The organism is Cryobacterium sp. TMT4-31 (assembly GCF_004403385.1).
Lineage (GTDB): Bacteria > Actinomycetota > Actinomycetes > Actinomycetales > Microbacteriaceae > Cryobacterium > Cryobacterium zongtaii.
Map to the genome: position 1 here is coordinate 32619 of NZ_SOGI01000064.1, position 16026 is coordinate 48644.

General features: G+C 65.1%; 15 protein-coding genes and 1 tRNA gene. 9 read left to right on the top strand and 7 right to left on the bottom strand.

The window, feature by feature from the left end; all coding sequences use genetic code 11:
* The first annotated feature begins 76 nt into the window (after positions 1 to 76).
* Both E3T19_RS15090 and E3T19_RS15095 read left to right on the top strand, forming a co-directional pair.
* Entirely contained in the window at positions 77 to 1111 is a 1035-nt protein-coding gene (locus E3T19_RS15090; protein WP_134409231.1) for an NADP-dependent oxidoreductase, read from the top strand.
* A gap of 46 nt (positions 1112 to 1157) precedes the next feature.
* Entirely contained in the window at positions 1158 to 1862 is a 705-nt protein-coding gene (locus tag E3T19_RS15095) for a type 1 glutamine amidotransferase domain-containing protein (RefSeq protein WP_134409232.1), read from the top strand.
* A gap of 91 nt (positions 1863 to 1953) precedes the next feature.
* Here the strand turns inward: E3T19_RS15095 and E3T19_RS15100 are convergent, their stop codons facing one another.
* On the bottom strand, positions 1954 to 3051 hold the full coding sequence (locus E3T19_RS15100; RefSeq protein ID WP_241980275.1) for an aminotransferase class V-fold PLP-dependent enzyme: 1098 nt from the start codon (positions 3049 to 3051) through the stop codon (positions 1954 to 1956).
* An 81-nt stretch (positions 3052 to 3132) separates the two neighbouring features.
* Here E3T19_RS15100 and E3T19_RS15105 point away from each other — a divergent pair, with 81 nt between their 5' ends.
* From E3T19_RS15105 to E3T19_RS15135, 7 genes are all read left to right on the top strand, one after another.
* The gene (locus E3T19_RS15105) at positions 3133 to 4125 is read left to right on the top strand and encodes a LysR family transcriptional regulator (RefSeq protein ID WP_134409233.1); all 993 of its coding nucleotides are present in this window, start codon (positions 3133 to 3135) and stop codon (positions 4123 to 4125) included.
* Between the two features lie 12 nt (positions 4126 to 4137).
* Positions 4138 to 5658 (top strand): glutamate--tRNA ligase, encoded by a 1521-nt coding sequence (gene gltX / locus E3T19_RS15110; RefSeq protein WP_134409234.1) that lies wholly within the window; start codon positions 4138 to 4140, stop codon positions 5656 to 5658.
* Positions 5655 to 6686 (top strand): NAD(P)/FAD-dependent oxidoreductase, encoded by a 1032-nt coding sequence (locus E3T19_RS15115; protein ID WP_134409235.1) that lies wholly within the window; start codon positions 5655 to 5657, stop codon positions 6684 to 6686. Before gltX ends, E3T19_RS15115 begins: the two co-directional genes overlap by 4 nt.
* A gap of 34 nt (positions 6687 to 6720) precedes the next feature.
* Positions 6721 to 6792: transfer RNA gene (locus E3T19_RS15120), tRNA-Gln, on the top strand.
* Positions 6793 to 6988: 196 nt separating this feature from the next.
* Positions 6989 to 7183, top strand: coding sequence for an AlpA family transcriptional regulator (locus E3T19_RS15125; RefSeq protein WP_134409236.1), 195 nt, complete (start codon positions 6989 to 6991; stop codon positions 7181 to 7183).
* Positions 7176 to 8381, top strand: coding sequence for a tyrosine-type recombinase/integrase (locus E3T19_RS15130; protein ID WP_134409237.1), 1206 nt, complete (start codon positions 7176 to 7178; stop codon positions 8379 to 8381). Before E3T19_RS15125 ends, E3T19_RS15130 begins: the two co-directional genes overlap by 8 nt.
* 515 nt (positions 8382 to 8896) lie before the next feature.
* Positions 8897 to 9856 (top strand): hypothetical protein, encoded by a 960-nt coding sequence (locus E3T19_RS15135; RefSeq protein WP_134409238.1) that lies wholly within the window; start codon positions 8897 to 8899, stop codon positions 9854 to 9856.
* Positions 9857 to 10151: 295 nt separating this feature from the next.
* On the opposite strand, the gene E3T19_RS15140 is transcribed toward E3T19_RS15135, so the two are convergent.
* The 6 genes from E3T19_RS15140 to dprA form a co-directional block, all read right to left on the bottom strand.
* Positions 10152 to 10625 (bottom strand): hypothetical protein, encoded by a 474-nt coding sequence (locus E3T19_RS15140; protein ID WP_134409239.1) that lies wholly within the window; start codon positions 10623 to 10625, stop codon positions 10152 to 10154.
* Positions 10622 to 11791, bottom strand: coding sequence for a hypothetical protein (locus E3T19_RS15145; protein ID WP_134409240.1), 1170 nt, complete (start codon positions 11789 to 11791; stop codon positions 10622 to 10624). The genes E3T19_RS15140 and E3T19_RS15145 overlap by 4 nt, the downstream gene beginning before the upstream one ends.
* Positions 11792 to 11976: 185 nt before the next feature.
* Entirely contained in the window at positions 11977 to 12558 is a 582-nt protein-coding gene (locus tag E3T19_RS15150; protein WP_134409241.1) for a hypothetical protein, read from the bottom strand.
* A gap of 8 nt (positions 12559 to 12566) precedes the next feature.
* Positions 12567 to 13022, bottom strand: coding sequence for a single-stranded DNA-binding protein (locus E3T19_RS15155; RefSeq protein WP_134409242.1), 456 nt, complete (start codon positions 13020 to 13022; stop codon positions 12567 to 12569).
* 141 nt (positions 13023 to 13163) lie between these two features.
* Positions 13164 to 14975 carry a TraM recognition domain-containing protein gene (locus E3T19_RS15160; protein WP_134409243.1) on the bottom strand — a complete coding sequence of 604 codons (1812 nt, stop codon included), beginning with the start codon at positions 14973 to 14975 and terminating at the stop codon, positions 13164 to 13166.
* 26 nt (positions 14976 to 15001) lie between these two features.
* A complete protein-coding gene (dprA, locus tag E3T19_RS15165) occupies positions 15002 to 15997 on the bottom strand; it encodes a DNA-processing protein DprA (protein ID WP_134409244.1) in 996 nt (331 codons plus the stop codon).
* Positions 15998 to 16026: the final 29 nt, after the last annotated feature.

Sequence of the window (16026 nt, forward strand, 5' to 3'; positions counted from 1 at the left end):
ACGATCGGTGCAGAAAACCATCCGTTGAGAACAGGGACGCCCCCGGCACCGATCGCGAACAGTAAGGACTCTTTTCATGACGACAGCCACCAGCACTCAGATTCAGCTCGCCGCCCGGCCCACCGGTTGGCCCACCGCAACGGACTTCAGCACCGTGGTCATCGACCTGCCCGACCTGACGGCGGGCCAGGTGCGCGTTGTTAACGACTTCATCTCCGTCGACCCCTACATGCGTGGCCGCATGAACGACGTGAAGTCCTACATTCCGCCCTTCGTGCTCGGGGAGACCATGGGCGGCGGCGCCGTCGGCCACGTGGTCGAGTCGGCCGCGGCGTCCGTGCCCGTCGGCAGCCTCGTTGTGCACCAGTACGGCTGGCGCGATGTCGTACAGGAGGATGCCGCGGGCTTCCGCGTCGTTCCCGAGATCCCCAACGTGCCGTCGTCGGCGTACCTGGGTGTGCTGGGCATGACCGCTCTCACCGCCTACGTGGGCCTGCTCGAGGTGGCCAAGTTCAAGGCAGGCGACACCGTCTTCGTCTCCGGCGCAGCCGGTGCCGTGGGCAGCATGGTCGGCCAGATCGCTCGCCTCAAGGGTGCCGCACGAGTCATCGGCTCCGCCGGCACCGACGAGAAGGTGGCCCTGCTCACCGAGAAGTACGGCTTCGACGCGGCCTTCAACTACAAGACCGGCGACCTCGCCACCCAGCTGGCCGAAGCCGCCCCCGAGGGCATCGACGTGTACTTCGACAACGTCGGCGGCGACCACCTGAGCGCCGCACTCGGTGCCTTCAAGGATGGCGGCCGCGCCGCACTCTGCGGCGCCATCTCGCAGATGAACCGCACCGATGGCCCCACCGGCGTGCAGAACATGGTCAACATCGTCACCCGCGGGCTCACCCTCACGGGCTTCACCGTGGGCAACTACCTGCAGCACTTCCCGGCCTTCACCGAGCAGATGGGCGCCTGGTTCACGGCCGGCGACATCGTCTTCGACGAGACCGTCGTTGTGGGCATCGAGAACTCGGTCGATGCGTTCCTGGGCATGCTTCGTGGAGAGAACACCGGCAAGATGGTGGTCAAGACCTCTGACTCCGCCGCGGCCGGGTACTAATCCGCAACCGCCGCAACCGATTCACTGAATTCGATCTAGGAGAAACATGACTTCCGTACTTTTTGTTGTCAGCGCTGCTGACCACTGGACCCTCAACGACGGCACCCTGCACCCCACCGGGTACTGGGCCGAGGAACTCGCCGAGCCGCACCGCCTCTTCACCGAGGCCGGCTGGTCGATCACCATCGCCACCCCGAAGGGCGTCGCGCCCACCGTCGACGAGGGCAGCCTGGCCGCCGGGGCCACCGGAGGCGAAGAACGCTCCACCGAACTCCGCAGCTATCTCGACTCGATCCCCGCGCTGAAGAGCCCGACCTCGATCGACGACGTCACTGCCGCCGACTACGACGTGGTCTTCTACCCCGGTGGACACGGCCCCATGGAGGACCTCGCGGTCGACACGACCAGCGGCCAGATCATGACGGACACCATCGCATCCGGCCGGATTCTCGGTGTGCTCTGCCACGCCCCTGCCGCACTTCTGGCCGCCACGGCCGCTGACGGCACCTGGCCGTTCCTGGCCTACCGCATGACCGGCTTCACCGACGCCGAAGAGGCCCTGGGCGGACTCGCCCCGAAGGCCAAGTGGCTCGTGCAGGCGCGGCTGGTCGAGCTCGGGGCCGACTTCGTCGAGGGTGCCTCGTTCGCCGAGCACATCGAGATCGACCGCAACCTCTACACCGGCCAGAACCCGGCCTCCTCGGTGAAGCTCGCCAGTGCAATCATCGACGCGGTGGCCGCCCAGAAGTAGCAGCGCTCAGCCGTACCAGGCAGTTTCGCGAAAGCGGTCCTATGGTCGCCTCACCATCCCGAGGCGACCACAGGGCCGCTTTCGTGCGAGGCTAGCGCCCCAGGGCGGCCAAGACGGCAGCCACGTCGGTGGGGTCGTTCCAGAGGTGGAAGGCCAAGCGGGCGCGGCCGGCCCGGCCGGACGCGGTAATACCGGCGGCGGTGAGTCGGGCCAGGTCGGTTCCGGCGGGATCGGCCCAGGTGACGATGGCCTGATTGTGTTCGGGCAGTCCGAGCCCGGCGCAGAGGGCATTGCCCAGACCGGTGTCGTGGGCGTACACGGCGGCCGAGTCGAGTGAGCTGAAGAACTCGAGAGCCACCCGCGTGCCCACCCAGGCCGGCCAGGCCGGTGACACGTCGAAGCGTCGGGCATCCGTCGCCAGGGTCATGGTCGGGCCGTAGCAGGATGCCCACGGGTCGTCGCCCGCGAACCAACCTGCCTGCACCGGGCGCAGCACCTCGGCCAGCGCGGGCAGCACGGTGAGGAAGGCCGCGCCCCGCGGTGCACCCAACCACTTGTAGGCGTGGCAGATGGTGGCATCGAAGTCGCCGGCGTGTACGGGCAGCCAGCCGGTGGCCTGTGTTGTGTCGCAGAGGGTGAATGCACCCACCGCGGCTGCTGCCGCGCGGATGGCCGGTGCATCCGCGATCACACCGGTGCCGGACTGTACAAGCGAGAAGGCGACCAGCCAGGTGCGCTCGGTGAGCGAGGCGGCGAGCTGGGCCACCGGAACGTGGCGTACCGTGATCCCGCGGTGCTCCTGCTGCAGGAACGGGAAGACCATCGACGTGAAGTCCCCGTCGACGCAGACGACCTCGCGCCCCTCTGGCACGGATGCGGCCAGCACGGCTGCCATCACCGACGCCTGTGACCCGATCGCCACCCGGTCGGTACCCACCCCGACCAGCCCGGCGTAGAGAGCCCGGGCTCGGTCGATTTCGGCCTGGTAGTGCGCGGGGGAGGCCAGGCCGCTGCCCCACATGCCGGCGTCCTCGCGGAGCGCCCGCACCGTGTCCAGGGTGGGCAGTCCCGAGGTGCACGCGGCCAGGTAGCGCGTGTTCGTGGGGGCGTAGGCGGCCCGCACCTGGGGCATGCTCGGGGCGGGAGCCGGGGCTACGGGCGGAACAGTGGACGGAACGGTGGATCGCATCCATCCAGCGTTGCCCCGTTCGATCCATTCGGCAACGCCCAGTCCTCGATCAATCAGATAACCAGTGGTTATGATTTGGGCATGCCCGAAAATCTTCACCGTGCACTCGACGTAGATTCCCACGCGCTGCGCATCGTGCACCGCATCAACGAGCTGGGCTCGATCACCGCGGCGGCCCGGTCGCTCGGCTACAGCCAGCCGGCCGTGAGCCAGCACCTCAAACGGCTCGAGGCCCGCCTGGGCATGCCGTTGGTGGCCAAGGCCGGCCGCGGCGTGCGGCTCACCGAGGCCGGCCGCATCCTGGCCCGGCACGCCGCCACCGTGACACAGGCGCTGGATGCCGCGGCGGGCGAACTCAGCGACCTGGCCGGCCTGCGGAGCGGCCGGGTGACCCTCGCCGCCTTCCCCTCCGCCTCGGCCACGGTCATCCCCACGGTGCTGCGCGGCCTCTCCCAGCGGCACCCCGGTGTGCAGCTGAACTACCTCGAGGCCGAACCGCCGGAGGCCGTGCGGGCCGTGCGCGACCAGGCCGCCGACCTCGCGATCACCTTCAGCTACACGGGCGACCAGGCCGACCCGCACCGGCAGAGCGCCCAGGGCCTCACCGTCGTGCCGCTCTGGCGCGACGAGATGCTCGTGGTTGTGCCCCGCGAGCACCCCCTGGCCGGCCGCGACCGGATCGACCTGGCCCTGCTGGCCGATGACCAGTGGATCGGCGGATGCCCGCGCTGCCGGGCGCACCTGCTCGACCTCGCCACCCGCAGCGGCTTCAGCCCCAGCATCTCCTACGAGACCGACAACGTCGTGGCGGTGTTCGGCATGGTCGCGGCGGGCCTGGGGGTGGCGCTGGTGCCCGCCCTGGCCATCGCCGCGTCGCCCCTGCCGGCCGGGATCGTCGCCCGGCCGACCGCGGGCGGCGACTTCCGCACGATTCACCTGGTGGGAACGGAGGGCGCGGAGTCGATTCCGGCCGTGGCTGCCACCATCCGGGCCATCGGCGAGATCGACGCGGCGCCCTGGTCACTCGTGGGGGCAGACCGTGAACACACCCCGGGCGCGCCGCTCGCTCGGTAGGATGAATGTCGTATGTCTACTACAACAGCGCACCCGTTCTCGACCGCAACCGGCACTGATGTGCGTGTGCGGTTCTGCCCCTCGCCCACCGGAACGCCGCACGTCGGCCTGATCCGTACGGCCCTGTTCAACTGGGCCTACGCCCGGCACAACGGGGGCACGTTCATCTTCCGCGTGGAGGACACCGACGCCGCCCGCGACAGCGAGGAGAGCTTCACCCAGCTCTTGGACGCCATGCGCTGGCTGCGCCTGGACTGGGACGAGGGTGTGGAGGCCGGCGGGCCCCACGAGCCGTACCGCCAGTCCCAGCGCTACGACATCTACCGTGACGTGATCGCCAAGCTCATCGAATCCGGCCACATCTACGAGAGCTTCGCCACCGGCGAGGAGATCGCCGAGCGCAACATCAAGCTCGGCCGGGACGCCAAGCTCGGCTACGACAACTACGAGCGCGACCTCACCGACGAGCAGAAGGCCGCCTTCCGCGCCGAGGGTCGCGAGCCCGCGCTGCGCCTCAAGGTGCCGGACACCGAGCTCTCCTTCGACGACCTGGTCCGCGGTGAGATCACCTTCCCGGCCGGCTCGTTCAGCGACTTCGTCGTGGTGCGCCCCAACGGTCATCCGCTCTACCCGTTCGTGAACCCCGTCGACGACGCCCTGATGGGTGTCACCCACGTGCTGCGCGGCGAAGACCTGCTCTCGTCCACGCCCCGCCAGATCGCGCTGTATCACGCGCTGATCGACATCGGCCTGACCACCTTCGTGCCGCGTTTCGGCCACCTGCCCTACGTGATGGGTGACAAGAACAAGAAGCTCTCCAAGCGCGACCCGGAGTCGAACCTGTTCTTGCACCGCGAACGGGGCTTCATCCCCGAGGGCCTGGTGAACTATCTGTCCCTGCTGGGCTGGTCGCTCACCCACGACCGCGACGTGTTCTCCATCGAAGAGATGATCGCCGCATTCGACGTGGTCGACGTGAACCCGAACCCCGCCCGCTTCGACCTCAAGAAGGCCGAATCGCTCAACGGCGACCACATCCGTCTGCTCGAGCCGGCCGACTTCGCCGCCCGCGTGGTTCCCTACCTGGTGAACGCCGGCGTGCTCACCGAGCCGCTCAGTGACACCGAGCAGGCCATCCTCGCCGCCGCCGCCCCGCTGGTTCAGGAGCGCATCGCCCTGCTCGGTGAGACGCCCGACATGCTCGGTTTCCTCTTCGAGAGCGCCGACAAGCTCGAGCACCAGCCGGATGCGCTCGCCTCGCTCCCGCAGAACGCCGCCGAGATTCTCACGGCCGCCACGGCAGCGCTGCGCGACATTCCCGAAGAGGAGTGGACCCACGAACTCGTGCACAGCACCCTCACTGACACCCTGATCGGTGGCCTCGGCCTCAAGCCGCGGGTCGCGTTCGGCCCGCTGCGTGTCGCCGTCTCCGGTCGCAAGATCTCGCCGCCGCTGTTCGAGTCGATGGAGATCCTCGGCCGGGCCGACTCGCTGGCTCGCCTGGATCGGCTCTCGGCGACCCTGGTGTCATGAGCTCGGACGGTCTGCTGAGCGCCGGTGCCGGCGGCGATTCCGCTGCCGGTGCCGTTGAGGCGCCGTTTGACGTCGTCATCATCGGTGCCGGCCCGGCGGGCCTGGCCGCGGGGCTCAACCTCGTGCGCGCCCGCCGCCGCACCCTGATGATCGACAGCAACCGGCCCCGGCACTCCGCCACCCTGCGTTCGCACGGCTTTATCACCCGCGACGGCGTGCCGCCGCTGGAGCTGCGCCGCATCGGCCGCGAGGAGTACGAGGCCTACCCGGCCGCCGAGTTCCACATGGGCCTGGTGCGCTCCGTCGAGCAGTTGCCCGACGCCGCCGCCGCCCGCTTCACCGTGTCCACCAAGGGCATGCGGGGCGAGAGGAACCGCGTGGTCACCGCGCGCACCGTGCTCATCGCCACGGGCCTGGCCGAGACGCTGCCGGCGCTGCCGAGCATTCGCGCCTGGTACGGCACCAACCTGCACAGTTGTATCGCCTGCGACGGTTACGAAGAGGCCGACCGGGCCCTGGCCCTGATCGGCGAGACCGACGACCTCGCCGAATACGCCCTGCTCATCTCGCAGTGGACCGACGACCTGATCGTCTTCACCAACGGTGTCGGCCAGGTCACCGACGCCGACGAGGCCGCACTGGCCGCGCGCGGCATCCGCGTCGACCGCCGCCCGCTCACCGACGTGGTGGGGGAGCGGGGAGCCATGACCGGCATCCAGGTCGCCGACGGCGAGTTCGTGGCCAGAGAGGGCGGGTTCGTGCGCCCCAAGTACGAGGCTGCCGCCACGTTTGCTGCGTCGCTGACTCCGACAACGGATGCCGCCGGCCTGCTTGTCGTCGACGATCAGGGTCGCACCTCGGTGCCCGGGCTTTACGCCGCGGGGGACACCACTCCGCCCGGCCCGGAGCAACTGCTGGTCTCGGCCGGAGAGGGAGCTCGCGCCGCGGTGGCGATAAACCGGGAACTTCTCGGCCCGCTTGCGACACACCCTCCCGTCAATTTGGCTGGTCGCCCCGGAGTGGGATAGAGTTACTTTTCGGCGCGGTCCTCGGACAACGCATTGGGGTATGGTGTAATTGGCAACACGGATGATTCTGGTTCATTTGTTCTTGGTTCGAGTCCAGGTACCCCAGCAGTAACAGGCGCAGGATTCCGCGGCGAAACAGCCCATCGCCCCTCCTCCCTATCAGGCCCAAAAAGGCCGCTGTGACCAGAAATGGACCAGAAACCCTCGTGCGGGGACCCTCTGGCACCATGCCGCCCGGGTTCGTACGGACCTGCCCCGGCAGAGTCAGACCGCTTACGATAGAGCGCGCACACCTTCTGGGTATGGACGCGACGACACAGATCACTTCGACGTTTCTCACCCAGCGTGAACTCGCTGAGCTGCTCCGGCTACCCGAGCGCACCTTAGAAGACTGGCGACTGACCCACACGGGTCCGCCCTACCTCAAGCTTGGCCGGCACGTGCGCTACGACGTTCAGGACGTACTGGCCTGGGCTCAGGAACACCGGCATGGCTAGGCCACAGATCGCTGCCGGCGTGCTGGGCACCATAACTGTGAGTGTCCTGCCGAACGGTCGGTATCGCGCCCGTGCTTCCCTCCGTGACGACGGTGGCGCCCTGCATCGACTTTCCGCGGTTGCTCACACTGATGAGAACGCGCGCGCAGGCGTTCGCCGGCAGGCAGCGGTGCTCGGTACTGGCGGCACCGGCGCTCTCTCGCCCAAGAACACGGTCGCTCAGGTGGTCGAACTCTGGCTATCCCAAATCGCAGCCCGCGCGAAGACCGGCAGTATCACCTATTCGACTTACGAATCGTATGAGACAACTGCGCGACTGATCATCTTGCCCCGCTGCGGAGGAATCAAGCTCGACCGACTTACCGTCGGCCGCTGCGACCGCATTCTCCAAAAGATTCTGGAGGAAGAATCCATCTCGAAAGCGCGTCACGCCCGCGCAGTGTTGAGCCTCATCTGCGGCTACGCCGTGCGGGATGACGCGCTGCCTAGTAACCCTGTGCGTGACGTGCAGCGCTTGCCAACCACGCCTAAGAAAGAGTCCACGCTCACCACTGAGCAACTCAACAGCATCCGTGCGCTCATGCAAGATTGGCGAACCACTCGGCCGGACGGACCAAGGCCCAACTACCGCATCTTGATCGACGGTATGGAAATCATGCTGGGCACCTCAATCCGGATCGGAGAATGCCTCGGCCTGCGCCGCTGCGACGTGGATATGACAACACGACCACCGACCCTTGTCGTCAACGGCACCATCGTCAGCACAAAGGCGGAAGGAATCCACCGGAAGGACACACCCAAGCGCTCCCGCCAGCGGCGTAGCATCGCTCTGCCCTCTATGGCAGCCGCAGCGGTGCGCCGACGGCTAGCACTTGCCGAACCCGACCCGGATGCGTCGTTGTTCCCGACGAAAACCGGCCGTGCACTGAGCGTCAGCAACTACGAGCGCCTGCTCCGCTCTTTCATTGCCGACGAGCGCGCGAGTCTGGTCAGGCTGGGAGTGGACGTGGACGAGTACACCACGCATATCTACCGCCGAACGGCCGCGACACTGGTCGAGCGGGCCGCGGGAATCACGCTGGCGTCGCGACTCCTCGGCCACGCGAACGAGCAGACGACGCGAAACAGCTACGTCGTCACGGCGGATCTGGTCGACCCCGTAACGGCCGAGATCCTTGACGATGTGCTCGGTGGTTAGACCAAGCCGACGACTAGCGGCTGGCGGCAGATTTGGGGGCCGTGATCCTCGAACGTCAGGAATACAGCTGTGCTTGCAGAGGAGCCGTTCGAGCGGCGAGTATCTCGATGTCTCGACACACAGGCGCATCCCGAGTACGTTATGCCTCACGGATGCCCTCGCGTCGGTCGATCCGCCGCATTGTTCTAGCTGCCTAAGCACGTGCCTGCCAGCAGGCACGACATCGCACCCCTACTGGGTGTGCCCGGACTGCAAGGCCGCGGTGCTTGTGCGTGGCTGACGCGATCAGTGTCCGCAGTGTCCGCAGGATTCCGCGCCGAATTTGAGAGGACGCGAGGAGCTAGACAGTCGTCCACTCCAGGAGCTTCCCAGACATATAAGCGGACGGAAATCGGCGGCACTCAACAGCGCGATAGGCATCACGGCAAAATCCAGGCCTTACTGAACTAAAGTCCGATGCCGAAGGCTGAGTGCTGGGCGCAGCTCGTGGGACAGGAGCTGACATCATTGGGCTCATGGTCAAGGCAAAGAGTCCCGATGTTCACGATGGCGAGTTTTCCACGCTGAACTCCAAGTTTTACCAAGGTTCTCCGCATTCGTACTTTGAACGTCGGCTCCAGTCCTTGACAGTCGCCCTCGGGGCAGAGGGGGCGATCAATGACCTTCTGAAGTCCGGCGTTTCCTACGGCGATTTCGAGATGAACCTTGAAGACGGGTCCAACGATTCTGTTACCGACGGGCAGAAGGAGATCGACGACTACGCGGCTGTGGAATCGGTCGTACTCCTCCATCACACCGCTGAAGCCACGCTGCGGCTGTACCTCGCACATGCAAACCGGAACCCATGTCCTTGGCTCGCAGTGGCGAAACTGATGAGCCCACGTGAGTTCAAGCAAGGCATCCAGGAGCTTGCGGGCATGCTTCAGCAGGAAGATGTGCTTGACGACATCGCAGAGGTCTTTTCGTATCGGTCGACTCCCGAGTTCCTCTTGGGCAAAGACCCGACGGCCGCCTGGACGAGCCACCGCGAAGGATTGCGGATGTTGCTTTGCGAGGCAATCAGAGTTCTCCTCGAAGACGCGCATATATACAACGCTGCGAAGCATGGCATGGCTGTAATCTCGTCAGACTTGGGATTTTCGCTAGGTGCAGAGCAGGGAAACGAGTCACTCATCGAGCAGAAGGGACCGGTCCTCACCTTCTTGGAACTTAGCCACGTGCCGGAAACGGGGAGCATGTGGCATCAGACTGCGGCATGGGTTGACCCGACGAAATATATGGGCGTCACGTTCCTGCTTATCAAGTTGATGGACTCTCTGTGGCGGAGTGCCAAAGCGCACTTCGAGATTGAGTCCGCAGTCAAGCTGCCCTACTTGCTGGAAGCTAACCAGATTTCTGACCTATTGGGGCTCCACCTCAAGGAGGGCTTCAACGTGAGCAGGATGAGCGAACGGCTTCACGTCGCCGAGAAATAAGCACGGGGACTTGCGTGCCTATTCGTTGAAATCCGTGCCTCGTCTGGCGTGGCAAATCGCGAATTGAGAATTTGCTGAACCTACGGGTCCTTGGTGACGACCGTGTCGCCCCGGTTGTACCTACCAATGACCGTTGAGTTGTCCGAGGTCCTGGGTGAGCTTTGTGACTAGTCATGGATTGGCGGCGATTGGGGTGAGCGCGGCCGCATGGCCGTCAGGAAAGAGTATGCGCACTCAACGAAGGACAGCTACTGACGAGGCTGGGGACCCCGAAGTAACGTGAGCTCAGGGCAACTCAGGCCAATGCGAAAAGCACGCCATCCTCTTTAGTTTGCGTTGTTGGCAGCTCGCCACGGTCCGTCGCGTAGAAATACAGACGCGCGCGCAACTCTCGCTTGTGTGGCTTTGACAGCCCGCGAAAGTCCACAAAGCAATGTCCCGGGGCCCTCACTTGCCCCGCGGCAAGTGAGCACAGCGAGTCATCTACAACGTGGCGCCCTGATTCGATCGCCTCGCCGACCGTTACGCCCCACACTCCGAGTGAGGGACTCTTTGCGTTCTGCGTGTGCCAGTCGCGCGACTCTTGTGGTGTCCCCTCGGTCGAGCGGGAGTACGAGGGCATGTCCCGGTCAGCAGAGCTGGGGCCGAACGCCTCGGTCTTGAGCTTGTCACCGTCAAGCATGTGCTGCGTCATTTGCCGATACAGAAGCTCCTCCGCATTGCTCATCAGCTGCTCACCGTCCAGCAGCTCGACGTCCGGGACGGTCATGCTCTTTCCGCCTCAACGAAAGCGATCGCAACAGAAAGGTCCTTAGTCACGGCGTGGTCGCCCATGCGTTGAGTGCGCAGAAGCGAAAACAATTCGAACGAAGCATCGGGCATAATTTCCACGCTGCGAACTCTGGCCGGGCCGGCCCACTCCACGAGAACGCCGCCCTCCTCGGTTGGGAACACCCCGGGACGTTCAATTTGGGCGTGATCGACAGCTCGGAGCAACATTTGAGAGGCGTCCAGTGCTACGGAGGTGATCTGTTCGCCGGCACCGTCCTCCCATCCGGAGGGCAGCGATGCGAACTCGGTAAGTCGCGCCCCCCAAGCAGTGTCATCGAATTGGACGCGCTGAATGGAGCTGACTTCCTTGAAACGGAACGGTTTGCCACTTTTGGACTGAAGGGTGCCCGAGATGCGGGTCAGCGGGCCCTCTTCGGTGGAGTTGACCACTTCGCGAAAGTCCTCGAGAAGCTCGGGTGTTTGGCGATACCAGCCGTGGACCTGATTACCGTCTGCAAGCACGATCGTGAACTTTTGGTCATCTGCGTTCAAGATGGTGACGCGACCAACGAGGCTCTCCTCCGTTGTTTGAAGCCCCTTTGTCGTGGGCGAGGGGTCCGTGGGCATGAGGAAGTCTTCGATGCGCGACAACTGGTCCACCGCGAGTTTGCGTGTTTCGACGGTGATCGTCACGGGTTTGGCATTGGGCGAATCTGGATAGAACTCAATACTTTGTGCAGGGCCTAGTGTGAGTCCGATTTGCGAGACCGCTTCTCGGAACTCACTGTCCTCCTGTAGGGAGAGCGCAGGTAGCTCGGGAATTGGAGCACCAGAGTACGCGGCTACTATGATCGCGTCGGCCGCGTCCTGGGCTTCGGATTGGTAATGAACGTAGACCTGGTTTTGCTCGAAGGCCAAGAACACATCGGCGCTGCCTTCGTCTATGCGCTCGATGGTGAGGCTAACCGAGTTGCGAAGGTCGCTCGGCAGTTCCTTATCGGGATTCTCACGCCGCCACTCGGCCGCGGCTGCGATGCGAACGACGTCCTGGTACTTCTGCAGCTCTACGAGCGAGTCAACGGGAAGACGTCCTCCGTCGAAGCGGGCACCGGTAAGGCGCACACGCTTAATGCCCGGTTTTCGCTCATCTCCCACATCGGACATGCTAGTGGCGTGGTGACTCTCCGAGAGACCTCTTCTTCTTGCGCGGACGGTGGCACGCAAGGGCATCGCCGTCGGGAGCGGGTCGAGGCTGGGCCGGATTGTTCTCAGTTCTCTTCTGAATGAACTCTGTCGATGGGGTAATTCTGGCCTTCAGTGCGAAAAGGGGATCGCTAGTTTGGACCTGCCTAGACTTGTCCGGGCAAAGGAGAAACGGAGCGAGTATGAAAATCGACCTCGAGTTCGCGACGTCTACTTGCATCCTTGATGACGAATAGCGCAAAGTCCTCGTCGCGGTCGCCGATCATGATGTCTTCGACGGCATCGGCGAGAGGCTCGCCCGGCCAACCTGTCTGCCGGGTCGGTCGATCGCGATCGAGGCGCGTACCCGACGTCGCCACCCAGTCGTGGAGGCGCTGACGGGCATCGGCGAAGTCGCGGTGCCAGCCGAATGGTGCCGACCCGTGTTGATCGGGGTCATAGGCGCAGAGCCAATGCAGGTGCAACGCGGAGAGCTCCCAGACAAGCTCGGGATGGCGGTGCCAGAAGGGCGGCACGATGGAGGCCGGGAGTCCATACGTCCGGCGAAGCCAATTTACCCACCGGTTGAGCTCAGTCCACTCGACCGCGGCTTCGTCGGCGGTGAGTAGGTTCCAGTTGACGGGATGCGGCGGCTCTGCCGTGAGCGGCCCGTCGAGATCATCGAATGAGTCCTCGGCGAACGAGGCGTCTTGATCGTCGGGCACCCACTCGTCCAGTGGCGCGGTCATAGTCGCCTTCACAATCCGAGCGCGGCCGAGTGGGCCTGGGCGAGCCCGGGCACTCGCCACATGACCTTTTGGGCAGCCGGTGCATTCACGGCCTCGGCCGGCGCTGGGCGGCGGGCACGATCGACCTCGTAGTTCGTGCGGGCGAGGTCGTGGCCGATCTTCTTCGCGACGAACTCCTCCCGATCGATGACTTCACCGTCGCGCTCCACTTGGAAAGAGCGAACGTAGCCCTCGGCGACGAAGCTGTCACCCTTCGCGAACCGAGTGAGTGCCCGTTCGGCGGCAGCCCGGTACGCGACGAGGTCGTGGAAGCTTGGCTCGAGCGGGGTAAAGCCTCCTTCCTCGCGGCGGAAATGGGGCTGGCCGACACGCACGTAGAAGCGCGTGTCGCCGTTCTCGGTGACCGTTTGTTGTGGCTCCGATGCGATAAAGCCTGACAGCGACTGCTGCGTGTGAATTGTCATGGGACTCAACCTCCTGTGACTGGGCGGACCGTATGATCCGCGCTCACTACTAGGTGTGCCGTCGCCTACACAGTGAGGGTGGATGGGCAAGCGACCTCGACCGCCGCAGCCACTTCACCGACGCAGTGTGGGGCGATGCTGTCACTCCGGTTGGCTCCGCGACGGATGCGCGGGCTCCTCCGGGGCAGGCCTACGCATCAACGCTTCGATATCAGCCCGGTTCGCGAGAAGTGTCTTCGAATCGGGACGCGCGGTCCACATCTGCAGGCTCGCGATGACGGGCGGGGCCGCGCGGAGCATGATCAGGCCCGTCCCGAAAGGGAGGGTGCGGATGGTGTCGGGCGGCATGACCGGGACCCGGCGGACGGAGCGCTGCGCTGAGCGTGAACCCCGGTCGCCGACGGTGGTTGAGTCAGTGGACTCGTCGCGCTCGCCGATCAGCGTCGAGAGATCGTGCAGGTCTCGAGAGTTGGATGCGCCACCAAGAATGACCTTGACGATCGACGAATCCCATATCGTGCCTGCTGCGTTCTCGCTCCACTTCGTTCGTGCCTGCGCGAGGGACTGTAGAACGGGCATGGTTGTTATGCCCGTGCCGCCGCCTTCCGCCATCAGGTTGGGAAGCGAGGGGAGGGGTGCCAAATTCCCGATTTCGTCGAGTGCGAGTAGCAGAGGCGGGTCGAGTCGCGCACCGGCGCTACGAGCGGCCAGGCGACGGGCGGTCTCGACGAGGTCCTCAACGAAAGCAGAGACAAGCGCGGCGGAGTTGTTGGAGCCCGCACCTGTTGCGAGCAAGTACAGGGTGCTGTTGCTGCGTAGGAATCCCTCCGGGTCGAAGCTCTCTCCTTCTCCCGGTGAGACGGCATCCAGCACGCGCGGGTCGGCGAGGGCGCCTAGAGAGAGGGAAACACCCTGCCAGATTGAATCGCGTGTTCGTGGGTCGGCGTCCAGCATGGCTTGCAGGGAATCGCCCCATCCTGTGGCGGCCGCAGGAGTGCTGAGCAGGATCGCGACCGCATCGTGTGCTGCAGCTGGGTCGAGGGTCCAGCGGAAGAGCTCGGCGGGCGTGCGGTGGTCGAGGGCGGCCGCGTGCAGCAACGACTGCAGAGCAGTGCGTGTCTTTGCCTCCCAGAACCCGCCTCCATCGACGCCACCGGCCGCAAGTCCAGTGCCAGCTGCCAATCCCGTTGCGCGGATCATCGCTGTGAGGGGGTCTTCGCAACCACGGATCGGCGACCAGCGTAGGCCCGCGGGTAGTCCGAGGGCGAGCTGTTGGGGATCGAACACTGCGACCGGCCCGGTCCGCTGGCGCGCTCGGAGTGTCGCGGTGAGGTTGTCAGGGCGGGTTGACGTGGTCACAACCGGCCCGGGGGAGTCGAGGATGGCGTTGACGACTATGTGTGCGCCCTTGCCGGAGCGCGGTGGTCCGATGACGAGGATGGAATCCTCGACGCTGGCCCAGACGTCGATACCTCGTGATCGTCCGATGCGGTATCCAACGTCCGTTGGTTTCGCGTTCGACAGGGCCGGACGGAGATGCGCAGCGCGACGCATGAGCGCTTTGCTGGATGCCGCTCGCAGAACATCGTTCCGTGTCGCAATTCCGGGGATGCGATACGGATCCATCCTTGCTGTCTTGCGAGGATCGTGAAGCATCCGCCACAGCCAGGTCCCGGCTGTACCAACCGCAACGACCATGATGCTGGCCGTCAGCCAGTAGGCAAGCGGGTGCAGCCCGGGAGCCTGCATGGCGACTGATGGGTTGCCCGGGTCAAGGAGGACGGAGAGTCCGGTTTCGGGCCCGCCAGCCGGTTGCGCAATGCCTGTCGCCCATGCCGCGGCGGCACCCGCCAGCCGGAGAAGGAGCGCAAGTACTGCTGAACACATCAGGAGTCCGATGCCGAGGTTTGCGAGCTCGTCGCCGAGCGAACCCTGAGTTCGGGGTGTGCTCACCAGCGCTCTCCTTTCACATAGATCGTCTACAGGCGGAGATCCGTACCGCTTCGACTGAATCGTCGCGTGGCTGAGTAAGTGAAGGTTCGGTCTCCTGAGAAGCCGGCCGAGGCATCCAGCAGGTCCGTCACGTCTTGGGCGTCGACCACGAGACTTGCGACTCCCTCTTGGATGAGCCGGTGGCAGCCTGCGCTCGCCGGGCTAGTGACGGGTCCGGGGACGGCGCCGACCGGTCGACCCAGGGAATGGGCTTGTGCAGCCACATTCAACGAACCAGATCGATGCCCAGCCTCAACGACGACAGTCGCGCTCGAGAGGGCTGCGAGGATCCGGTTCCGTTGGAGGAACCGCCACCGAGTCGGAGCGGAGCCAGGGGGAAGTTCGCTCAGGAGCAAACCACCGCTTTGTTCGATGCGCTCAAAGAGTTGCTCGTGGCCCGCTGGGTAGAGTCGGTCGAGCCCGCCGGCAAGCACGGCGACTGTGGACCCGGGATAGGACACGGTGGCAGCTCGATGCGCTGCTCCATCGATGCCATACGCGCCGCCGGAAAGGATCACCCTGCCCTGCGAGGCGAGCTCAGAAGCGAGCTCGGTTGCCACTTGGCTGCCGTACGCCGTTGCGGCCCGGGAACCCACGATGGTCACGCGGCCGGGCAGGGGAGCCGAGAGCTGACTCGGGTCGCCTTTGAGCCAAAGTGCGATGGGCGCGGTAGCGCCGAGCTGCTGCAGCTCGCCGGGCCAGTCAACATCCTCAGGAGTCAGAAGCCGAATGTCATGGTGCTCCATGTCGCCATTGATACGGTCTATCTGACCGGGGTCGATGCGGGGAGCCAGCCGCCGTCGCCAGAGTTCGCCTTCGGCGGGTTCGACGCCATTCGGTAGCCGATCGCCGGAAGTGATGAGCTGCATGGTCGCCGCTGCGCCGAGACGGGCGACTAGGGTCCCCGTGATGACGTCACTTGGCTCGGAGAGCGCCGCAAGCAGCATCCTCGCTTCTCTCTCTTCGCTCGCATTTTTGACCATCGGAATGACTCCTTGTTCTGGGTGGAAAG

What these genes read in the sequence shown, in the direction of transcription:
- E3T19_RS15090 (WP_134409231.1), top strand. Translation starts at nt 77, where the DNA reads ATGACGACAGCCACCAGCACTCAGATTCAGCTCGCCGCCCGGCCCACC.
- E3T19_RS15095 (WP_134409232.1), top strand. Translation starts at nt 1,158, where the DNA reads ATGACTTCCGTACTTTTTGTTGTCAGCGCTGCTGACCACTGGACCCTC.
- E3T19_RS15100 (WP_241980275.1), bottom strand. Translation starts at nt 3,051, where the DNA reads ATGCGATCCACCGTTCCGTCCACTGTTCCGCCCGTAGCCCCGGCTCCC.
- E3T19_RS15105 (WP_134409233.1), top strand. Translation starts at nt 3,133, where the DNA reads ATGCCCGAAAATCTTCACCGTGCACTCGACGTAGATTCCCACGCGCTG.
- gltX (WP_134409234.1), top strand. Translation starts at nt 4,138, where the DNA reads ATGTCTACTACAACAGCGCACCCGTTCTCGACCGCAACCGGCACTGAT.
- E3T19_RS15115 (WP_134409235.1), top strand. Translation starts at nt 5,655, where the DNA reads ATGAGCTCGGACGGTCTGCTGAGCGCCGGTGCCGGCGGCGATTCCGCT.
- E3T19_RS15125 (WP_134409236.1), top strand. Translation starts at nt 6,989, where the DNA reads ATGGACGCGACGACACAGATCACTTCGACGTTTCTCACCCAGCGTGAA.
- E3T19_RS15130 (WP_134409237.1), top strand. Translation starts at nt 7,176, where the DNA reads ATGGCTAGGCCACAGATCGCTGCCGGCGTGCTGGGCACCATAACTGTG.
- E3T19_RS15135 (WP_134409238.1), top strand. Translation starts at nt 8,897, where the DNA reads ATGGTCAAGGCAAAGAGTCCCGATGTTCACGATGGCGAGTTTTCCACG.
- E3T19_RS15140 (WP_134409239.1), bottom strand. Translation starts at nt 10,625, where the DNA reads ATGACCGTCCCGGACGTCGAGCTGCTGGACGGTGAGCAGCTGATGAGC.
- E3T19_RS15145 (WP_134409240.1), bottom strand. Translation starts at nt 11,791, where the DNA reads ATGTCCGATGTGGGAGATGAGCGAAAACCGGGCATTAAGCGTGTGCGC.
- E3T19_RS15150 (WP_134409241.1), bottom strand. Translation starts at nt 12,558, where the DNA reads ATGACCGCGCCACTGGACGAGTGGGTGCCCGACGATCAAGACGCCTCG.
- E3T19_RS15155 (WP_134409242.1), bottom strand. Translation starts at nt 13,022, where the DNA reads ATGACAATTCACACGCAGCAGTCGCTGTCAGGCTTTATCGCATCGGAG.
- dprA (WP_134409244.1), bottom strand. Translation starts at nt 15,997, where the DNA reads ATGGTCAAAAATGCGAGCGAAGAGAGAGAAGCGAGGATGCTGCTTGCG.